The organism is Bacillus timonensis, from assembly GCF_000285535.1.
Taxonomy (GTDB): domain Bacteria; phylum Bacillota; class Bacilli; order Bacillales; family Bacillaceae_L; genus Ferdinandcohnia; species Ferdinandcohnia timonensis.
Genome location: NZ_HE610987.1, coordinates 443,763 through 460,516 on the forward strand (window position 1 = coordinate 443,763; position 16,754 = coordinate 460,516).

General features: G+C 38.6%; 17 protein-coding genes. 2 read left to right on the forward strand and 15 right to left on the reverse strand.

The window, feature by feature from the left end; translation table 11 throughout:
• Positions 1-56: 56 nt before the first annotated feature.
• From BTHG_RS25935 to pflB, 4 genes are all read right to left on the reverse strand, one after another.
• Positions 57-1,124 (reverse strand): hypothetical protein, encoded by a 1,068-nt coding sequence (locus tag BTHG_RS25935; protein WP_010677835.1) that lies wholly within the window; start codon positions 1,122-1,124, stop codon positions 57-59.
• Positions 1,108-1,632, reverse strand: a complete 525-nt coding sequence (locus BTHG_RS16485) for an RNA polymerase sigma factor (protein ID WP_042342179.1) — start codon at positions 1,630-1,632, stop codon at positions 1,108-1,110. Before BTHG_RS16485 ends, BTHG_RS25935 begins: the two co-directional genes overlap by 17 nt.
• A 208-nt stretch (positions 1,633-1,840) precedes the next feature.
• Positions 1,841-2,566 (reverse strand): pyruvate formate-lyase-activating protein, encoded by a 726-nt coding sequence (gene pflA / locus BTHG_RS16490; RefSeq protein ID WP_010677837.1) that lies wholly within the window; start codon positions 2,564-2,566, stop codon positions 1,841-1,843.
• 29 nt (positions 2,567-2,595) lie between these two features.
• Positions 2,596-4,824: a formate C-acetyltransferase gene (gene pflB / locus BTHG_RS16495; protein ID WP_010677838.1), complete on the reverse strand. Its 2,229-nt coding sequence runs from the start codon at positions 4,822-4,824 to the stop codon at positions 2,596-2,598.
• A gap of 329 nt (positions 4,825-5,153) precedes the next feature.
• Between pflB and BTHG_RS16500 the strand changes: the two genes are divergently transcribed.
• Positions 5,154-6,110, forward strand: a complete 957-nt coding sequence (locus BTHG_RS16500) for a D-2-hydroxyacid dehydrogenase (RefSeq protein ID WP_010677839.1) — start codon at positions 5,154-5,156, stop codon at positions 6,108-6,110.
• A 66-nt stretch (positions 6,111-6,176) separates the two neighbouring features.
• Here BTHG_RS16500 and BTHG_RS16505 read toward each other — a convergent pair whose 3' ends face one another.
• The 7 genes from BTHG_RS16505 to BTHG_RS16540 form a co-directional block, all read right to left on the reverse strand.
• A complete protein-coding gene (locus tag BTHG_RS16505) occupies positions 6,177-6,407 on the reverse strand; it encodes an excisionase family DNA-binding protein (RefSeq protein ID WP_010677840.1) in 231 nt (76 codons plus the stop codon).
• Between the two features lie 214 nt (positions 6,408-6,621).
• Positions 6,622-8,199 (reverse strand): M2 family metallopeptidase, encoded by a 1,578-nt coding sequence (locus tag BTHG_RS16515; RefSeq protein ID WP_010677842.1) that lies wholly within the window; start codon positions 8,197-8,199, stop codon positions 6,622-6,624.
• Positions 8,200-8,251: 52 nt separating this feature from the next.
• Positions 8,252-8,638 (reverse strand): DUF2500 domain-containing protein, encoded by a 387-nt coding sequence (locus BTHG_RS16520; protein WP_010677843.1) that lies wholly within the window; start codon positions 8,636-8,638, stop codon positions 8,252-8,254.
• A gap of 206 nt (positions 8,639-8,844) precedes the next feature.
• The gene (locus tag BTHG_RS16525; RefSeq protein WP_010677844.1) at positions 8,845-9,564 is read right to left on the reverse strand and encodes a YebC/PmpR family DNA-binding transcriptional regulator; all 720 of its coding nucleotides are present in this window, start codon (positions 9,562-9,564) and stop codon (positions 8,845-8,847) included.
• A gap of 437 nt (positions 9,565-10,001) precedes the next feature.
• Positions 10,002-10,397 (reverse strand): VOC family protein, encoded by a 396-nt coding sequence (locus BTHG_RS16530; protein WP_010677845.1) that lies wholly within the window; start codon positions 10,395-10,397, stop codon positions 10,002-10,004.
• A gap of 44 nt (positions 10,398-10,441) precedes the next feature.
• The gene (locus BTHG_RS16535; RefSeq protein WP_010677846.1) at positions 10,442-11,329 is read right to left on the reverse strand and encodes a DMT family transporter; all 888 of its coding nucleotides are present in this window, start codon (positions 11,327-11,329) and stop codon (positions 10,442-10,444) included.
• 185 nt (positions 11,330-11,514) lie between these two features.
• Positions 11,515-12,237: a DsbA family oxidoreductase gene (locus BTHG_RS16540; RefSeq protein WP_010677847.1), complete on the reverse strand. Its 723-nt coding sequence runs from the start codon at positions 12,235-12,237 to the stop codon at positions 11,515-11,517.
• A 185-nt stretch (positions 12,238-12,422) separates the two neighbouring features.
• Between BTHG_RS16540 and BTHG_RS16545 the strand changes: the two genes are divergently transcribed.
• A complete protein-coding gene (locus BTHG_RS16545) occupies positions 12,423-12,644 on the forward strand; it encodes a hypothetical protein (protein WP_010677848.1) in 222 nt (73 codons plus the stop codon).
• A gap of 101 nt (positions 12,645-12,745) precedes the next feature.
• Here the strand turns inward: BTHG_RS16545 and qoxD are convergent, their stop codons facing one another.
• From qoxD to qoxA, 4 genes are read right to left on the reverse strand one after another with little or no spacing between them, the layout of a single operon-like run.
• The gene (gene qoxD, locus BTHG_RS16550) at positions 12,746-13,027 is read right to left on the reverse strand and encodes a cytochrome aa3 quinol oxidase subunit IV (protein WP_010677849.1); all 282 of its coding nucleotides are present in this window, start codon (positions 13,025-13,027) and stop codon (positions 12,746-12,748) included.
• Between the two features lies 1 nt (position 13,028).
• Positions 13,029-13,625, reverse strand: coding sequence for a cytochrome aa3 quinol oxidase subunit III (qoxC, locus tag BTHG_RS16555; protein WP_010677850.1), 597 nt, complete (start codon positions 13,623-13,625; stop codon positions 13,029-13,031).
• On the reverse strand, positions 13,622-15,571 hold the full coding sequence (qoxB, locus tag BTHG_RS16560) for a cytochrome aa3 quinol oxidase subunit I (RefSeq protein WP_010677851.1): 1,950 nt from the start codon (positions 15,569-15,571) through the stop codon (positions 13,622-13,624). The genes qoxC and qoxB overlap by 4 nt, the downstream gene beginning before the upstream one ends.
• Before the next feature lie 57 nt (positions 15,572-15,628).
• Positions 15,629-16,540 carry a cytochrome aa3 quinol oxidase subunit II gene (gene qoxA / locus BTHG_RS16565; RefSeq protein WP_010677852.1) on the reverse strand — a complete coding sequence of 304 codons (912 nt, stop codon included), beginning with the start codon at positions 16,538-16,540 and terminating at the stop codon, positions 15,629-15,631.
• Positions 16,541-16,754: the final 214 nt, after the last annotated feature.

Consider the following 16,754-nt stretch of genomic DNA (forward strand, 5'->3'; position numbering starts at 1 on the left):
CACAGGTTCACTGTCCCAAAGTAGATATATTGGGTCGTGAACCTGTCTCCGTGTCCCTATTGAATTGGCATAAAAGCTACCTTCCAAACCCCGTTTTCATCTTTTATCATTTTGAAGAACTGGTCTCCATTTTTGTTACGGTATAAGATGTACCCTTCATTTTCATTTTCTTGTTGGAAGGTTCCTGAACCTAATCCGTAAAAGGACTTCTTATCATTTTCAGGGTCTCTCGTTTCTTGTTCCCAGTACTTCTTATCTTCTTCCTTTGACCACATAATTCGGTCCTGTCTCGTTGTATACAGGGCATAAGAGGTTTCCTGATCGTCATCAGCATTGGCTTGGAGATACATTTTCGCTACACTAATCGGCCCGAGATTTCTTAATGCTTCAGGATTATGGTCAACTTTGAATGCTTCATATGCCTCCCTTTCCTGCTCATTTAGTTCAAGATCATTTTTGATTTCTGGGACATATTCATCTAGTGGTGCATAGATTTCCACTTTTCCCTCTTCCCAATAGCTAACATGAATGTGGTGTAGCTTTTCCTTATTATTTTGTTTATATGAAAAGACAATTTCTACACTTGGTTCAGACTGGCTCTCCTTAAACGAATGAACAGCTACCGTTTTCACATCGATTCCTTTATAAAAATCAAGTAACACTTCAACTTCTTTTTCCGGATTTGCCACAAAAAACACGTTTTTCTTAAGAAATTCCTCATCTTCCACATGCAACGCTTCGAAAAAGTTAATAACTAGCTTACTGGCTTCTTCTATTCCGGTAACCTTAAAGACTGCGTCATAAAATTGTTGGTATGCAGGATTCTCCGCTACCAACGTATCAAAGTTTGTGGTAACTACATGTGAAGTTTCCTCTGTTTCGACATGCTCCTTCTTTCCATGTTCTTGACCACTATTCGTTACATAGGACACCGTTATAATGGAAAACAAAAAGACTGATAATGCAAGTGGGAGCCAAATTTTTAGCCCTGAAAAATTTCTTCTTTTTAATGAATGGTTTTCTCTCAAGGTTTCTTTCAGACTTTTCACAAAAACTGGATTTGGCTCTAAATCAGGACGATTTTTTAAGGGCTGTAACCATTTTTCATCATTTCGATTGTTCATTGAGCCCCCACCCTTCCTCACGTACTTGAACATGCTTTTTCATTTGTTGAATGGCTCTGTGGTAATCGACGCGTACTTTTCTTTCGCTGCACCCCATAATTTCAGCCGTTTCTTTAATAGACATCTCTTTTAATCCTCGTAAAATGATGATGGAACGAAAGGTAGGCTTTACCTTTACAAGTGCTGCTTGTAGTTCTTCCCATTCATTCTTTTGAATGGCTTTCTTTTCCGGTGTAGCTTCCTCTGATTCTTTTTCGTAAATCCAGTCTGGCAAAAATTGAATAAATTTTTGTTTTCGCTTCAGATCAATTGCAGTGTGCTTTGCTATCGAGAAAATCCATGTTTTTATTCGTTCTGGATTTTGTAGGCTTCCTATGTTTTTCATAACTTTAATAAAGGTTTCCTGTGTAATGTCTTCCGCTTCCTGTCTGTTGTTTGTGTAAAACAGTGCAAAATGATACACATCCCGATAATACGTGTCATAGATTTTTTCTATATCGAATGACATATTCTCCAATGCCTCGCCCCCCATCAAGAATAAGTCGTTTCAACTCTAAATTTGTTTCAATCATTTTAAAATATATCATCCCTTTACAAATTCTCAGAAACTTTTCTTTTTCCTGCATAAAAAAAGAGTATGAAAACGATGTTCATACTCTCAAGGGACAGGTTTACTTCACCTGTAAAAGATGGTGGGATGGACGCGGAACCTGTCCCTATAACTCTAAAATTCTTTCTGCATTTTTTACACGTTCTTCGGTTGGGGGCTCAACACCTTGTAGTTTGTATTCAAGACCAAGGCTTTCCCATTTGTACATTCCGAGCTTATGATACGGAAGAACCTCAATTTTTTGAACATTTTTTAAGGTTTTTATAAACGTTGATAAATTCATAAGATCCTCGTCATTATCACTAATGGTTGGAACTAACACATGACGAATCCAAACAGGAATATTTTTATCTGATAAATACTGAGCAAAGTCTAGAATATGGTCATTGTTCATTCCGGTTAATTCCTTATGCTTCACTGGATTGATTTCCTTAATATCAAGTAAAATTAAATCGGTTAGTGTGAGAAGCTCCTCCAAACGCTCCATAAAATGAGGCATACGAGTAAAGCATCCGCCAGAACTATCGATTGTGGTGTGAATCCCAAGCTTTTTACATTCTTTGAAGAGCTCAATTAAGAAATCTAATTGAAGCAAGGGCTCACCACCACTTACAGTCACTCCACCACCTGATGCTTGGAAAAAAGGAAGATAGGTTTTGATATCAGTGATAATCTCTGAAACACTCATTTCCTTCCCCATATTTAGTTTCCACGTATCTGGGTTATGGCAGAACTGGCAACGGAGCAAACACCCCTGAGTGAAAATAACATAACGTAGTCCTGGTCCATCTACCGTTCCACAGGTTTCTATGGAATGAATGCGTCCGTTCATGCTTCTCGTCCTCCTCTTTTCTTACATCCTTACATGCTTTCGTGGAATGTCCGGTTGATAACATCAATTTGCTGTTCTCTTGTTAGTTTAATAAAATTCACGGCGTATCCTGATACACGAATGGTTAATTGTGGATATAGCTCAGGATGTTCCATGGCGTCTAACAACGTTTCACGGTCAAAGACGTTCACATTTAGATGGTGTCCTTTTTTCAGTGCATATCCATCAAGTAAGCCAGCAAGGTTACTAATTCTTGCTTCTTCCTCTCTTCCAAGAGCTTTTGGAACAATAGAAAAAGTATTAGAGATTCCATCTAAGGCATATTCATATGGCAGTTTTGCAACAGAGCTCAAGGATGCAAGTGTACCCTTTGTGTCTCGACCATGAAGTGGGTTTGCACCTGGTGCAAACGGTTCCCCTGCTTTACGACCGTCTGGTGTGTTACCTGTCTTTTTCCCATACACAACATTAGATGTGATTGTTAAAATGGATTGAGTGTGAACAGAGTTACGATACGTTTTGTGCTTTCTGATTTTGGTCATAAAACGCTTCACTAGCTCAACTGCAATGTCATCGGCACGGTCGTCATTGTTGCCGTATTTCGGGAAATCTCCCTCAATCTCATAATCTACAACAATTCCATTTTCATCACGAATCGCTTTTACTTTTGCATGTTTAATCGCACTTAGTGAATCGGCCACAACAGATAGCCCCGCAATTCCACATGCCATAGTTCGTAAAATTTCGCGATCATGAAGCGCCATTTCCAAACGTTCATAGCTATATTTATCATGCATATAGTGAATGATGTTCAATGTGTTTACATAAAGCCCTGCAAGCCATTCGAGCATCACATCATATTTTTGAATGACTTCTTCATAATCCAAATACTCGGTGGTAATCGGTGCGTAGGTTGGTCCTACTTGGACTTTTAGTTTTTCGTCGATTCCACCATTGACTGCATATAGTAATGCTTTTGCAAGATTCGCTCTTGCTCCAAAAAATTGCATCTGCTTTCCAATTGCCATTGCTGATACGCAACATGCAATACCATAATCATCGCCATACGTTTCACGCATAATATCATCATTTTCATATTGGATAGAGCTTGTTTTAATAGACATCTTTGCACAGTACTTTTTATAGTTTTCTGGTAGTTTCACAGACCAAAGGACAGTTAAGTTTGGCTCTGGTGCTGGGCCCAGATTGTCTAATGTATGCAAGAAACGGAAAGAGTTTTTCGTAACCAATGGCCGTCCGTCAAGTGCGACACCTGCTAGTGATTCTGTTACCCACGTTGGGTCACCACTAAAAAGTTCATTATAGTCAGGTGTTCTAGCAAACTTAACAAGTCGTAGCTTCATTACAAAATGGTCAACAATTTCCTGCACTTCTAGCTCAGATAAAGTTCCGTTGGCTAGGTCTCTTTCAATATAGATATCTAGGAATGTCGACACACGTCCTAAACTCATTGCAGCACCATTTTGTTCTTTTATCGCAGCTAAATAGGCAAAATATAACCATTGAAAGGCTTCTACTGTATTTGTTGCTGGTTCTGAAATATCATACCCATAGGACAGCGCAAGCTCCTTTAATTCCTGGAGAGCACGAATTTGTTCAGAAATTTCTTCTCTGTCACGAATGATGTCTTCAGACATGGTTCCATTTCCGGTTTCAAAAAGGTCATTCTTCTTTTCTACGATGAGTCGGTCGACACCATACAGGGCCACTCTACGGTAATCGCCAATGATTCTTCCGCGACCATATGCATCAGGTAGTCCGGTAATAATTCCAGCCTTTCTAGCAAGTCTCATTTCTGGTGTATAGGCATCGAACACACCTTGGTTATGCGTTTTACGATATTCAGTAAAAATTTTTACAATCTCCTCATCAATCTCAAACCCATAGGATTTCGCAGAATCAACCGCCATTCTAATTCCACCAAACGGTTGAAGTGAGCGTTTAAATGGCTTATCCGTTTGGACACCTACCACTTTTTCTATGTCCTGATTGAGGTAACCAGGGCCATGTGAAATAATGGTTGATACTATTTTTGTATCCATATCAAGGACTCCACCATTTTCACGTTCCTGTTTGGTTAATTCCATAACTTGGTCCCAAAGGGCTTGAGTCGCAGTTGTTGGTCCCTGTAAAAATGCATCATCCCCACTATATGGTGTAAAGTTTTCTACGATAAAATTTCGAACATCAATTTCTTTTTGCCATTTACCTTCTTTAAAACCAGCCCATGCTTTCATCATTCATGACCTCCATTGAAAGGTGTTTTAATATTAGTTTGATTAAGATTTCGTTTGCTCACTACTGAACAAACTTCTTTACACCCTCATCATACAATGGGTCTAACCCGCTGTCATGTGAAATATTTCACAAATTAATGAAGTTCCCTTTTTTGCCACATTTCCATCAAAAATTAGTCAAAATTTGATACGTTCTGGGACGGAGGGACAGGTACACTGTCCCTGTAAAAATATGGTGGGACGCGGAACCTGTCCCCATGTCCCACTGGTAATGCGAGCCAGTCTGTATTATTATAAAATTAAATCAATTCAGGTATTGGGGGAGCAACATGTCAAAGCTAGTTATTACACAAGATATCGAAGAGTCTCATCTGGATCAAATTAAAACAATCGTTCCTAACTGGGAGATTGTTGCTGGACGGGATCCGTCTATTTGGTTAGAGCATTTAAAAGATGCTGAAGTCATTGTTGGCTGGAAAAAGGAAATTGCCGAGCATTGCGTTTATGCTGATTCTAAACTTCGTTGGTTGCAAAGCTGGAGTGCAGGAGTCAATAGCATGCCACTTGAAGCTATGGAAAAGAAAGAAATTTTTCTTACGAGCGCAAATGGAGTCCATGCATACCCGATTTCAGAGACCATTTTTGCATTAATGCTCGGGTTAACGAGAAAAATTCATACATATGTTCAAAATCAGCAACAGAAAAAATGGCACCATGCTGATATGAAACTTGAAATGCACGAAAAAACAATTGGTATTTTGGGTGTGGGTCATATCGGTAAAGAAACCGCCAAAATTGCAAAGGCATTTGGAATGACCGTGCTCGGCGTTCGTCATTCAGGACGCGAAGAGGAATTTGTTGATGAAATGTATACGACTGAACAATTGTCCGAAGTTCTGCCACGTTGTGATTACGTGGTTGTGACATTGCCTTTGACGAATGAGACACGTCATTTATTTGGTGCTCATGAATTTAAGCAAATGAAATCATCTGCATTCTTCATTAATATAGGACGGGGCGAGATTGTCGTGGAGGAAGATTTGATTGAAGCACTGCGTTCTGGTGAGATTGCAGGCGCTGGATTGGATGTATTCACAAAAGAGCCACTTGATGAGAATAACCCACTGTGGGAATTTGAAAATGTAATTGTGACACCACATACATCTGGTTCAACTGAACACTACACGAAGCGTGTCATGGAGGATATTTTTATTCCAAATCTGAAGAGCTACGCTCAAGGCGGAGTGTTGCCGAAGAACGTTGTGGATTATCAGAAGGGATATTAAGGATAGGTAAAAATTATCCTCTGTAAAGAGATGGTGGGACGTGGAACCTGTCCCCGCGACCCACCCTTAATCTTCGTCTTTTACATCGATGTCCTCAGGAATTGGTTCGTTGAGCCATTCTTCGTAGAGCTTTTTGTATTTTTCAAGTTGCTCCATCGTGGCATTAAATTGGTCTTTATTAAGTAGATACTGCTCACCATCAAATAATGCTCGCACCTTTTTTTCCTGAATGAGCTTTTTCACTAGTTCCTCTGAAATTGACAAATATTCTGCTGTTTCTTTTACTGTTAAATACAACTTACTTCATCCTTCTTTATCTTCGAATTTTGTATGCCCTTCGTTCCGCGTATTCAGAGCAAGAAATACACACCTTAATTGTATACCCTTTATCATCGACATACTTTCGTAAAGGCTTTATTTTTCTTTTACAGATCGCACATTTCGCACCAAAAAAAGAAACCATCCACATCCTCCTTTTGATGAAAAAATGAGAGAAAAATTCTCTCATTTTTTACTTCACTGAAACAAACTGATCGACAAAATGCTGTGGATTTAGTTTTTCACCAGTGGCTCTTTCAATTTTTTCATTCCAATTATACAACGCACCAGGCTTAAAGAAATCGTTCATCAGGAATTCTCCTACTTTTTCGGTAAAAAGATCAGTTGAGATATTCTTCTCAATGTAGCGTTGGAGCTGAGAAGTAGTGAGCTCCCCAAGTAAATAGTTCTGATAATAAACCGGTACTAATGTAAAGTGAATTTTCGCAGCCCAATGCGGATAATCTTGATTTTTTGGTGGCGTCAATAATTGTATTTCACTTACAAGCTTCCACCATAAACGGTTTAAATCTTGGTCAGGATTTTCATAAAGTTCGCGTTCAAAGAACACAAAAGTCATAATCCAACGGCCAGCAATTAGCATTTGGCGACGTAATGACTTTTCAATTACTGGCTTTAACTCATCCACCTGCTCTTGTTGTAGTCCTAAAAACTTCTGGAGCCATTCTGGATTTTTTCCGAAACGGCCATATAACATCGCGATTGCCTCAGTAGTTAATGTATGTGCCGGACTACGTAATAAGAATGGTAGACTATGGTTGATATATTTGAAATACACCGCATGCCCGTATTCATGTAGCATCGTGTTGGACCAATAATCTGAAGGCACATTATTACTTAATACGCGCACATCCCCTTCACGATTGATATCCGTACAAAATGCATGTTGGTTTTTCTTCTCTCTTGGATACAAATCGCTTTTTTGTAGCATATCTGAAATATCCATACCCATCTTCGCAAAAGTCGTTGTTGATAATTCTTCGAGATTCTTCCCATCATAAAATGGATCCAAGTCCAATTCTTTTAAAGGTGGGGCCTCTTGGAAAAATGGATCTGCATAATGCCACGGGCGAAGATCTTCTATTTTAATACCAAAGCGTTCTGCAAGTTCCTCATCCATTTCCTGTTTTACCTGATGGAAAGGCTCATCCGAAAGTTCTTTTAGGTTCGTAAAAATCGAAAAAATTTCTTCACGATCAAGTTCCTGAGAGGCGAAACTCATTTGATGAAAGTTTTCAAAGCCTAATGAACGGGCAGCCTCATTACGTTTTTTTACAAGTATTAGTAGCTTTTCTTCAATTTCTTTAGCGATTTGCTTACTTGCATGCCAAGCCTGCTCTCGTAATTCAAGGTCATTGCTTTTAATTAAAATTTGGCGGACATCATTTTCTGATATTTGCTCTCCATTTAACGTTGCGCGGAATGTATTAAACACACCGACTAATTCAGTTGATAGTTGAACCATTTCTTTCAGCTTATCTTCCGGAAGTTGGTTTTCAATCATATTTGAATATAAGATTTCAAGTTGGCGTTTTTGGACAGGATCCTCGGTTTGCTCAAGGTATTTTTTCACTTGTTCAAAGCGTTCTGCATCCGAAAAATAAACACTATAGGCTGTATCCGCTTCTGCAGATTTCACATTCCACTCTTCGTCCCCAGTTGTAGCTGCCATCCAGGAAGCTTCTGCACTAGTAATATGTAATTCACGAATGGCTTTATTTTGTTCCTCTAAAAATTGTTCAATTGACATTTTATGTCCCTCCTCTACACCCTATAATTCTAGAAAAATCGACAAAATCCTTTTAAGCTCTCAATCTTTCAAATCCTAAATAGCGCGTTCCTTGAAATGTTAATTTCCCCCTGTCACCTTCTGCAAGTTGACCATATTCGCTACCTGAAACCTTAAACTCGGTCCTGTCCCCACTTTCAAACTCAAATGTAACATAATAACTTGTGGATGAGGAAATAGAATCGTGGTGATGTGGCTCTGTTTGGTGATGGGTATGTCTACTCACATGTGTGCGCTTTGTTTTTACAATGGCAGGTACACTTAGTCTTGGTGAATCCTCATTCTTTTTCCATTGACTGATTCCTTTTCCCGTATTAATAATAACAAGTGCTATCACAACAACGAACCCAATCATTACTATAATTGGCACAATATTAAACATCGCATCTCCTGGATACATAGTCTTCCCCCTCTCAAAGGAAATCTGTACTACTTACATACGCTTAAACGAATATAAAGTTTCAATCTTCAAAAAATTTTTACGTCATATTACGGTTGCCGTGGGACAACAAGCCTGTCCCTATGACCCACCACTAGTACAAGTTCCGTTCCACAAAAAAAGCAGACATTTGGTCAGGGAACCCGTACCCAAAGGTCTGCTTATTTTTATTCACCTAAGTCTACGTTGTGGTATACCTGGCGAACGTCTTCTAAATCCTCTAGTGCATCAATCATTTTTTCGAACTTTTCTTTTGCATCATCTGGAAGTGTTACATCGTTTTGTGCAAGCATTGTTAATTCTGCCACTGTAAACTCAGTAATTCCCACGTTTTTAAAAGCTTTCTGAACCTCATGAAATTGCTCCGGCTCTGCGTATACGATAACGGAATCTTCTTCTTCAAGAATATCACGTACATCAATGTCTGCTTCCATCAACAATTCAAGAACTTCATCCGCTGTTTTTCCTTCAATACCGAATACGGCAGTTGCATCAAACATATATGCTACAGAACCACTTACGCCCATGTTTCCGCCGTTTTTACCAAAAGCTGCACGCACATCTGATGCAGTACGGTTAACGTTATTAGTTAATGCATCCACAATAACCATTGATCCGTTTGGCCCAAAGCCTTCATAACGTAGCTCATCATAACTCTCTTCTGAACCACCTTTTGCTTTTTCAATCGCGCGATCAATGATGTGTTTTGGTACACTATATGTTTTCGCACGCTCAAGAACGACTTTTAACTGTTGGTTAGACTCAGGGTCAGGCTCGCCCTGTTTTGCAGCAACATAGATTTCGCGTCCGAATTTTGCGTAAATTCTACTAGTATTCGCATCCTTGGAAGCTTTCTTTTCCTTAATATTGTTCCATTTACGTCCCATCTTGAACACTCGCTTTCAACTTTTAAATCTTATAGAGGATGTTCAAAAAGTCACCAAATGATAAACTTCGAATCTCTGCGTCACTCGAACTCTGCGGTCCTCACGTATTAAGAACATACAATCCGGTCCTCAAGTCTGTCGTTCCTTGATTTTCTTGCTTCTGATTTGTCAACTTTTTGAACACTCAATAATTTTATTATAATGTAAGTTTTTACTACTTCAAAATGCCACCGTTCATAACTTACATTTTGAACAAATTATATTATACTCCAACAAATTACGCTTTTCGAGAAAAAAATTAGAAGAAAATGTAACCAAAAAAACGCTTAGATTTTTAGAATCCAAGCGTTTGTAAAAAAATGCAACGTAATTGACGCATCTTGGTTAATTGCAAATATACCTTACCTAGACTACTTTTTTCTTTACCTAAATGGATTTTATAAAAGGGTTAATTGCCAAGAAACACCGAAGCGATCATTTAGCCAACCGAATTTCTTGCTGAAACCATAATTGCCTAGAGGCATTAGTTCTCCTCCGCCTTCTTTTAGCTTTTCATAAATCGTATCGATTTCTTCTTCACTACTACAAGTCAGATAGATTGAAAAAGAAGGGGTGAACGTAAACTGATGTTTTATATTACTATCAATACACATAAACTCTTGCCCTTTTAGCGTAAAAGTAGCATGCATAACAGTTCCTTCATCTCCAGGTTCATTTGCTCCATACCTAACAATACTTGTAATCTCAGAATCCTCAATCAAAGACGTATAAAAGTTCATCGCTTCCTCTGCATTGCCATCCTGAAACATTAAAAATGGTGTTACTTTTTCCATGATCATCTTCTCCTATCTTTTATCTCTTCTATATCTAGAATATCCTACAGTGCTTTATCAATTTCACGCGACACATTCACGCGATTTTCATGAGAATTTTTACTATTTACAAACCATATCCCTACCAGCACCAATAAAATACCTGCAAACGTAATAATGCCTATGTTTTCATCCAAAAATATGTATCCAGAAATGACTCCTACAATTGGTACAAATAATAGTGAAGTTGAGGCTTTGCTTGCTTCTGTTTGCCTTAATATATGATTCCACAATAAAAAGGCTAAGGCAGAGGCAAGAACACCAGAAAACAGCACATAACCAAGTGACATGAATCCCCAATGCGATTCACCCTTTTCAAACGCAAGAGTATAAATTAATAGTCCCACCGCTCCAATCGCCATTTGCCAAGTAGTAAATTGAATGGTGTCAGCATGTTTTAATTTCAGTTTAAAAAGCAAATTAGCTAAAGCCCAAGAAATTGCGGAACTTAGTGCTAATAGCACACTCCAAATTGATCCTCCAAAATGGATATTCATCGCGAGAAATATACCCACTATTCCTATTACAATTCCAAATGTCTTCTTTGCCGTCAACTGTTCACCAGGGATCCATAAATGGGCCATTATGGAGAGAAAAAGCGGCATACTGTAGATCAGAACAGAGGTAAGACCTGCACTAATGTAGTTAAGCGATATTTGAATAGAAAGATTAAAATAAGTTGTTTGGAGCAAACCACATAAAGCGTACCACTTCAAATCCGATTTATTTGGAATGGGAATTTTTTTCACAAAACACAGACCAATTAATACGATGGAACCGACCAAAAATCGCAATGCAGCAAATTCACCTGGAGGAAAAACACCGTTTCCTAATTTCATGATAACAAAGTTAAATCCCCAAATGAGACATAGAATAGCAATATACATATACATAAGGACGAACTTCTCCTTTCGATAAAAAAACAAGACCTGTCTTGATGATAGTCCAAGGTTGCCACCATCAAAATCAATCGCTTACCAGCCTATTACCCTACTATATATTCGTAATGTTGGAATCCATTCTTTTTTGAGTAAACGAAATAGTGCAAAACCCGAGTGGGTTTTGCACTACAATCATACTATTTATCGGTTGGGATGTCACAGCTTTCATCAGTGCAAACTGCACCTTGATTGCTTGAAAGATCCGTAAGCTTTGGAGCTGGATTTTCTTCTTTCCAAACTTGTTGGAGTGCTCCAAGGAATGTCGATGTTGGCTGGGCTCCGGAAATGGAGTATTTTTGATTGATTACGAAAAACGGAACGCCTGTGACTCCTATTTGTTGCGCAATCGCTTCGTCAATCCGTACTTCATTCGCAAATTTCTTTTCATCTCTTAGTACATCCAATACTTCCCCACGAGCTATTCCCACAGATTCTGCAAGGTCTGCTAATACATCATGGTCACTGATGAGTTTTCCTTCCTCGAAATAGGAATGAAGAAGAAGCTCGGTCAATTCTTTTTCTTTCCCAATAGTTGCTGCATATTTTGCAAGACGATGAGCGTCAAAGGTATTGGTATGCTTCATTTTTTCAAAATCATATTTTAGCCCAACACCTTCTGCTTGCTGACCGACATTTTCATTCATTTGCTGTGCCTGTGCAACGCTAGTACCGTATTTTGAAGCAAGCAATTCATGAATACTTTGTCCTGAATATAACTTTGCATTTGGATCTAGTTCGAAGCTTTTGAATTCCACCTCTACTTGATCACGATTGGGAAATTGCTCAAGAGCCTCTTCTAAGCGACGCTTTCCTATATAACAAAATGGACATACAAAGTCCGACCAAACTTCAATTTTCATTTTAACACCTCATTTAGGTTATTTTTCACCATAGTATCATATACATCTTGTAAAAGCTCATTGGACGACTTCAGTTTTAAAAATGCCTATTTTCCATCCCAATATCTAATTTTGAACATTTAGTGAAAAGTATTTGACAATTTTGTGAACGTGTTGAATAATTTATAGTAGGAGGATGAGGAAAAATGAAATCTACTATGCTTGAGGCTGTTAAGTATTTTGGGGGAACAGTGCTTATTGCCGGTATCATTATTTTTTGTCTAGGATTTTTCGGAAGCGGTTCCAGTGTGTTAACACCGATTGGAATTGGAACTGTTATGGGGGCTATTTTTGTCTTTTTAATGGGGCTGTTTTTAATCGCATCTGAAGAGATGTTGCTTAAAGCACAAGGTACAAAACAAGAATAAAGAAATTGGACGTTCATAAATGGGCTTAGCTACTTAAGTGGCTAAGCTTTTTATTTTGCAAAAAAAAGAGTGCCTTGGAAGACACTCTCTAAATCTCAATACTACATATCCCAAACTAGAAGGAATAGTGTACCAAAGACTGTAATTAATGCTATAAAAATCATAAAATAGACGTTACCGTAAACTGCCCATCGATCCTCTGTTTCACCAGCATGCATGAATACGATTAGTTGCAATAGGGCTTGAACAAATGCTGTAACAATCAGTATTGTTAAGCCTGCTGTAAAGGATAAGTCAAAGAAGTACACTGCCAAAGCAATAGCAGTTAGGATCAATGAGAATAAGAAACCCATCACTTGTTTTGCTGGAAATAGTTCTCTCATATTACATCATTCCTTTCAAATAGATGAAGCTGAAAATGAAGATCCAGACAACATCTAGGAAGTGCCAATACAATGAAAAGATGAATGATTTACCAGCAGTTTCTGCAGTTAAGCCTCTTTTTCTAATTTGGAGAATAATCATAGTTCCCCAGAATAAACCAAATGTAACGTGCAGTCCGTGAGTTCCTAACGTTGTTAGCAACATTGCTGTAAATGCACTTGTTTGTAGACCAGCACCGATATGGACATAGTGTACAAATTCATAAATTTCAACGCCTAGGAAGGATAAACCTAGAAGCAACGTTACTACGAAAAAACCTACCATGGCCTTTTGTCTACCAAGGCGCATCGCATGAACAGCAAGACCGATGGTAAAACTACTCGTTAAAAGTAAAAATGTTTCAATTAACACAGGTGTGATTTCAAAGATTTCTCCACCTGATGGACCGCTGCCGACGCGGTTCTCTAATGTAAAATATGATGTAAACAAAGTTGCGAAAAGCATAATTTCAGCACCTAGGAAAATCCAGAAGCCAAAAATATTTAACTGGTTTTGGTGCGTACTATATTCAAGAGGTTGCGAGTGATCTAGTTTCATAGCTTAGCACCTCCTAATTTTTCTTCTGTTTCTTTTACCTTTTCAACAGGTATATAGTGACCGTGGTCATTTTCAAATGATCGATATGCCATACATGCAAAAATACCGATTGTTGCAGTGATTAAAAGTGGCCATATCGCAAATACGAATGAGAAGCCCCATACAAAGAAAATGCTACACATGATGAACGGCAATCCACTATTGTTTGGCATGTGGATTTTTTCAATTTTACCTGGGAATAACTTGTGCTTGTTTTTCTTATCATCCCAGAAAGGTTCACTCGAATTGACACTTGGTGTTAGCGCAAAGTTGTACTCAGGAACCGGTGTATGAGTTGCCCATTCTAAAGTACGTGCATCCCAAGGGTCGCTACCGATATTTCTAGGTGCGTAGCGAATACTATGGTAAATGTTATACACAATTAGAACAAAGCCAATAGCCATAATTCCTGCACCGACAAATGACACCATGTTTAATGGACCAAAGCCAGTAGACTCAGAATAAGTGTACATACGACGAGCCTGGCCATCCAGTCCAGTAATGTACATTGGGAAGAAAGCAAGAACAAAACCAATTGAAAGTGACCAGAACGTCCATTTTCCAATTCGCTCATTCAGCATAAATCCGAACATTTTTGGCCAGTAATATGTGAGTGCAGCTAGCATCGCAAATACAACACCAGGAATAATCGTATTATGAAAATGTGCTACAAGGAACATTGTATTGTGGTACTGGTAATCGGCTGCTGACATCGCAAGCATTACCCCAGTTACCCCACCGATTGTGAATAACGGAATAAATCCAATTGAGTAAAGCATTGGAACAGTAAAACGAATCTTACCTTTCCATAATGTAAATAACCAGTTAAAGATTTTTACACCTGTTGGAACAGCAATCATCATTGTTGTAATTGAGAAGAAGCTATTGGATGCAGCTCCCTGCCCCATTGTAAAGAAATGGTGAGCCCAAACTAAACAAGATAGTACTGAAATAATGACCATTGAACCAACCATGGATTTGTAACCATACAGGTTTCTACCTGAGAAGGTTGATATGATCTCACTATATATACCGAACGCTGGTAGAATTAAGATATAAACCTCAGGATGTCCCCAGACCCAGAATAGGTTTGCCCAAAGCATATCCATACCACCGTTTGTACTTGCAAAGAAGTGTGTTCCGAATAGACGATCCATTGTTCCCATTGCTAAAGCAACCGTTAATACTGGGAATACAGTTACGATGATTAAGTTAGCAATTAGAGTTGACCATGTAAACATTGGCATTTTCATCAATGTCATGCCAGGTGCTCTCATTTTTAAAATCGTCGAAATCATATTAATACCCGTCATCAATGTTCCCAATCCGGAAATCTGTAAGGCTATCATATAATAGTTCGTTCCGACTGATTCACTAAATTCATTGCCTGCTAATGGAAAGTATGAAGTCCAACCTGCATCAGGTGATCCACCAATTACGAAAGAGATGTTAAATAACATGGCCCCCATAAAGAATAGCCAGAAGCTAATTGCATTTAAGCGTGGGAATGCCACATCGCGCGCACCAATTTGTAAAGGTACAACATAGTTCATAAATCCCATTATGAACGGCATTGCCATGAACATGATCATGATAACACCGTGTGTCGAAAATATTTCATTATAATGCTGTGCGTCTAACAGCTTTGCCTCAGGTGTAGCAAGCTGTGCACGTAGCATGACTGCATCCACCCCACCGCGGAATAGCATGAGTAAAGCGGAAATTAAGTACATAATACCAATTCTTTTATGGTCAACCGTTGTTAACCATTCGCGCCAAAGATAACCCCATTTTTTAAAATAGGTTAAACCGGCGATAATACCAATAACTGTAAGTCCAATTGCCACCATCGCTGCATAGATGGCTGGACTAGGATGTGGTATCGCAAAACGTTCGAAGAATTCCATCCGTTTGTTACTCCTTTCAAATGAAGTCAATAATCTACGTTCAAAATCTATTTAGAATCAATGACTTTCGTGCTCTGAATGATTGTCCTGCTCGTCATGTTCTTCGTGAGCATTTTCTCCACCGTCTGCATCCATATTGCCATGGTCATGCTCAGGCGGTGGTGAGAACTCTAAGTGAGTTCCAGTAAATGTCATTTGACCAAGATGTCCAGGTTCTAAAAGTTCATCAAATTTTTCTTTGGTAAGAGGTTTTGCAGTTTCTTTAACCTCGTCTACCCATTCATCAAAATCCTTTGGAGATACGACATTTACACTAAATGTGTTTTCCGCAAATCCTTTACCACTAAAGTTTGCATTACGTCCCATTAATTCACCCTGCTCATCCGCAGCAAGATGCAATGTTGTAATCATGTCAGCCATGGCGTATTTTTGCCCGCCAAGCTGTGGAATCCAAAAGCTTGAGATTGGTCCATAAGAATATAATCTGAATTCAAGTGGACGGTCTGTTGGAACATATAAATAATTGACTGTTTCAATATCCTCTTCCGGATAGCTAAAATGCCATTTCCAATCCGAGGACGAAGCATAAACCACCAATGGCTCTTGGTCCTCGTAGCCTTTTGGTGCAGACTCAACAATGTAGTTACTTTGAACAGAAACAACTGAAAGATAACCAACAATTAAGATTGGAATCCCGATACAAATCGCTTCTACCCACTTACTACCCTCAATATGTGGTGGCTCATAATCCTCGGGCATTTTTGAAGCTCGATATTTAACAAGCATATAAATTAATAATGCAAAAACGACGATTACTACTACCGACATAATTCCAATTGAAAGAAGGATATCACGGGCTTGTCGTTCAGCCTGTGGACCTTTAGGGTCGAGGACAGCTAATGGTTCACAACCTGTTAGCACTGTGGCAATAGTAATAACCATTGAAAAGAAAAACCATTTGATTTTCATAAACGTACTCCTTTCCCAACTAAATGCTCTTATTTCACAACTATGTGCGTCACACTGTATTTGTGTACAACTTCACAAAGTTGTCAAAATTTTTTTAGCTACTTGTTTTTTTCGTAATATCTTGAAAAAATGCAGCTAATTTATTTCGTGAAGTTATTTCTATAAATTAATTATCACTGTGTAAATGATAATAACACCAAAATCCTAAAAAGTT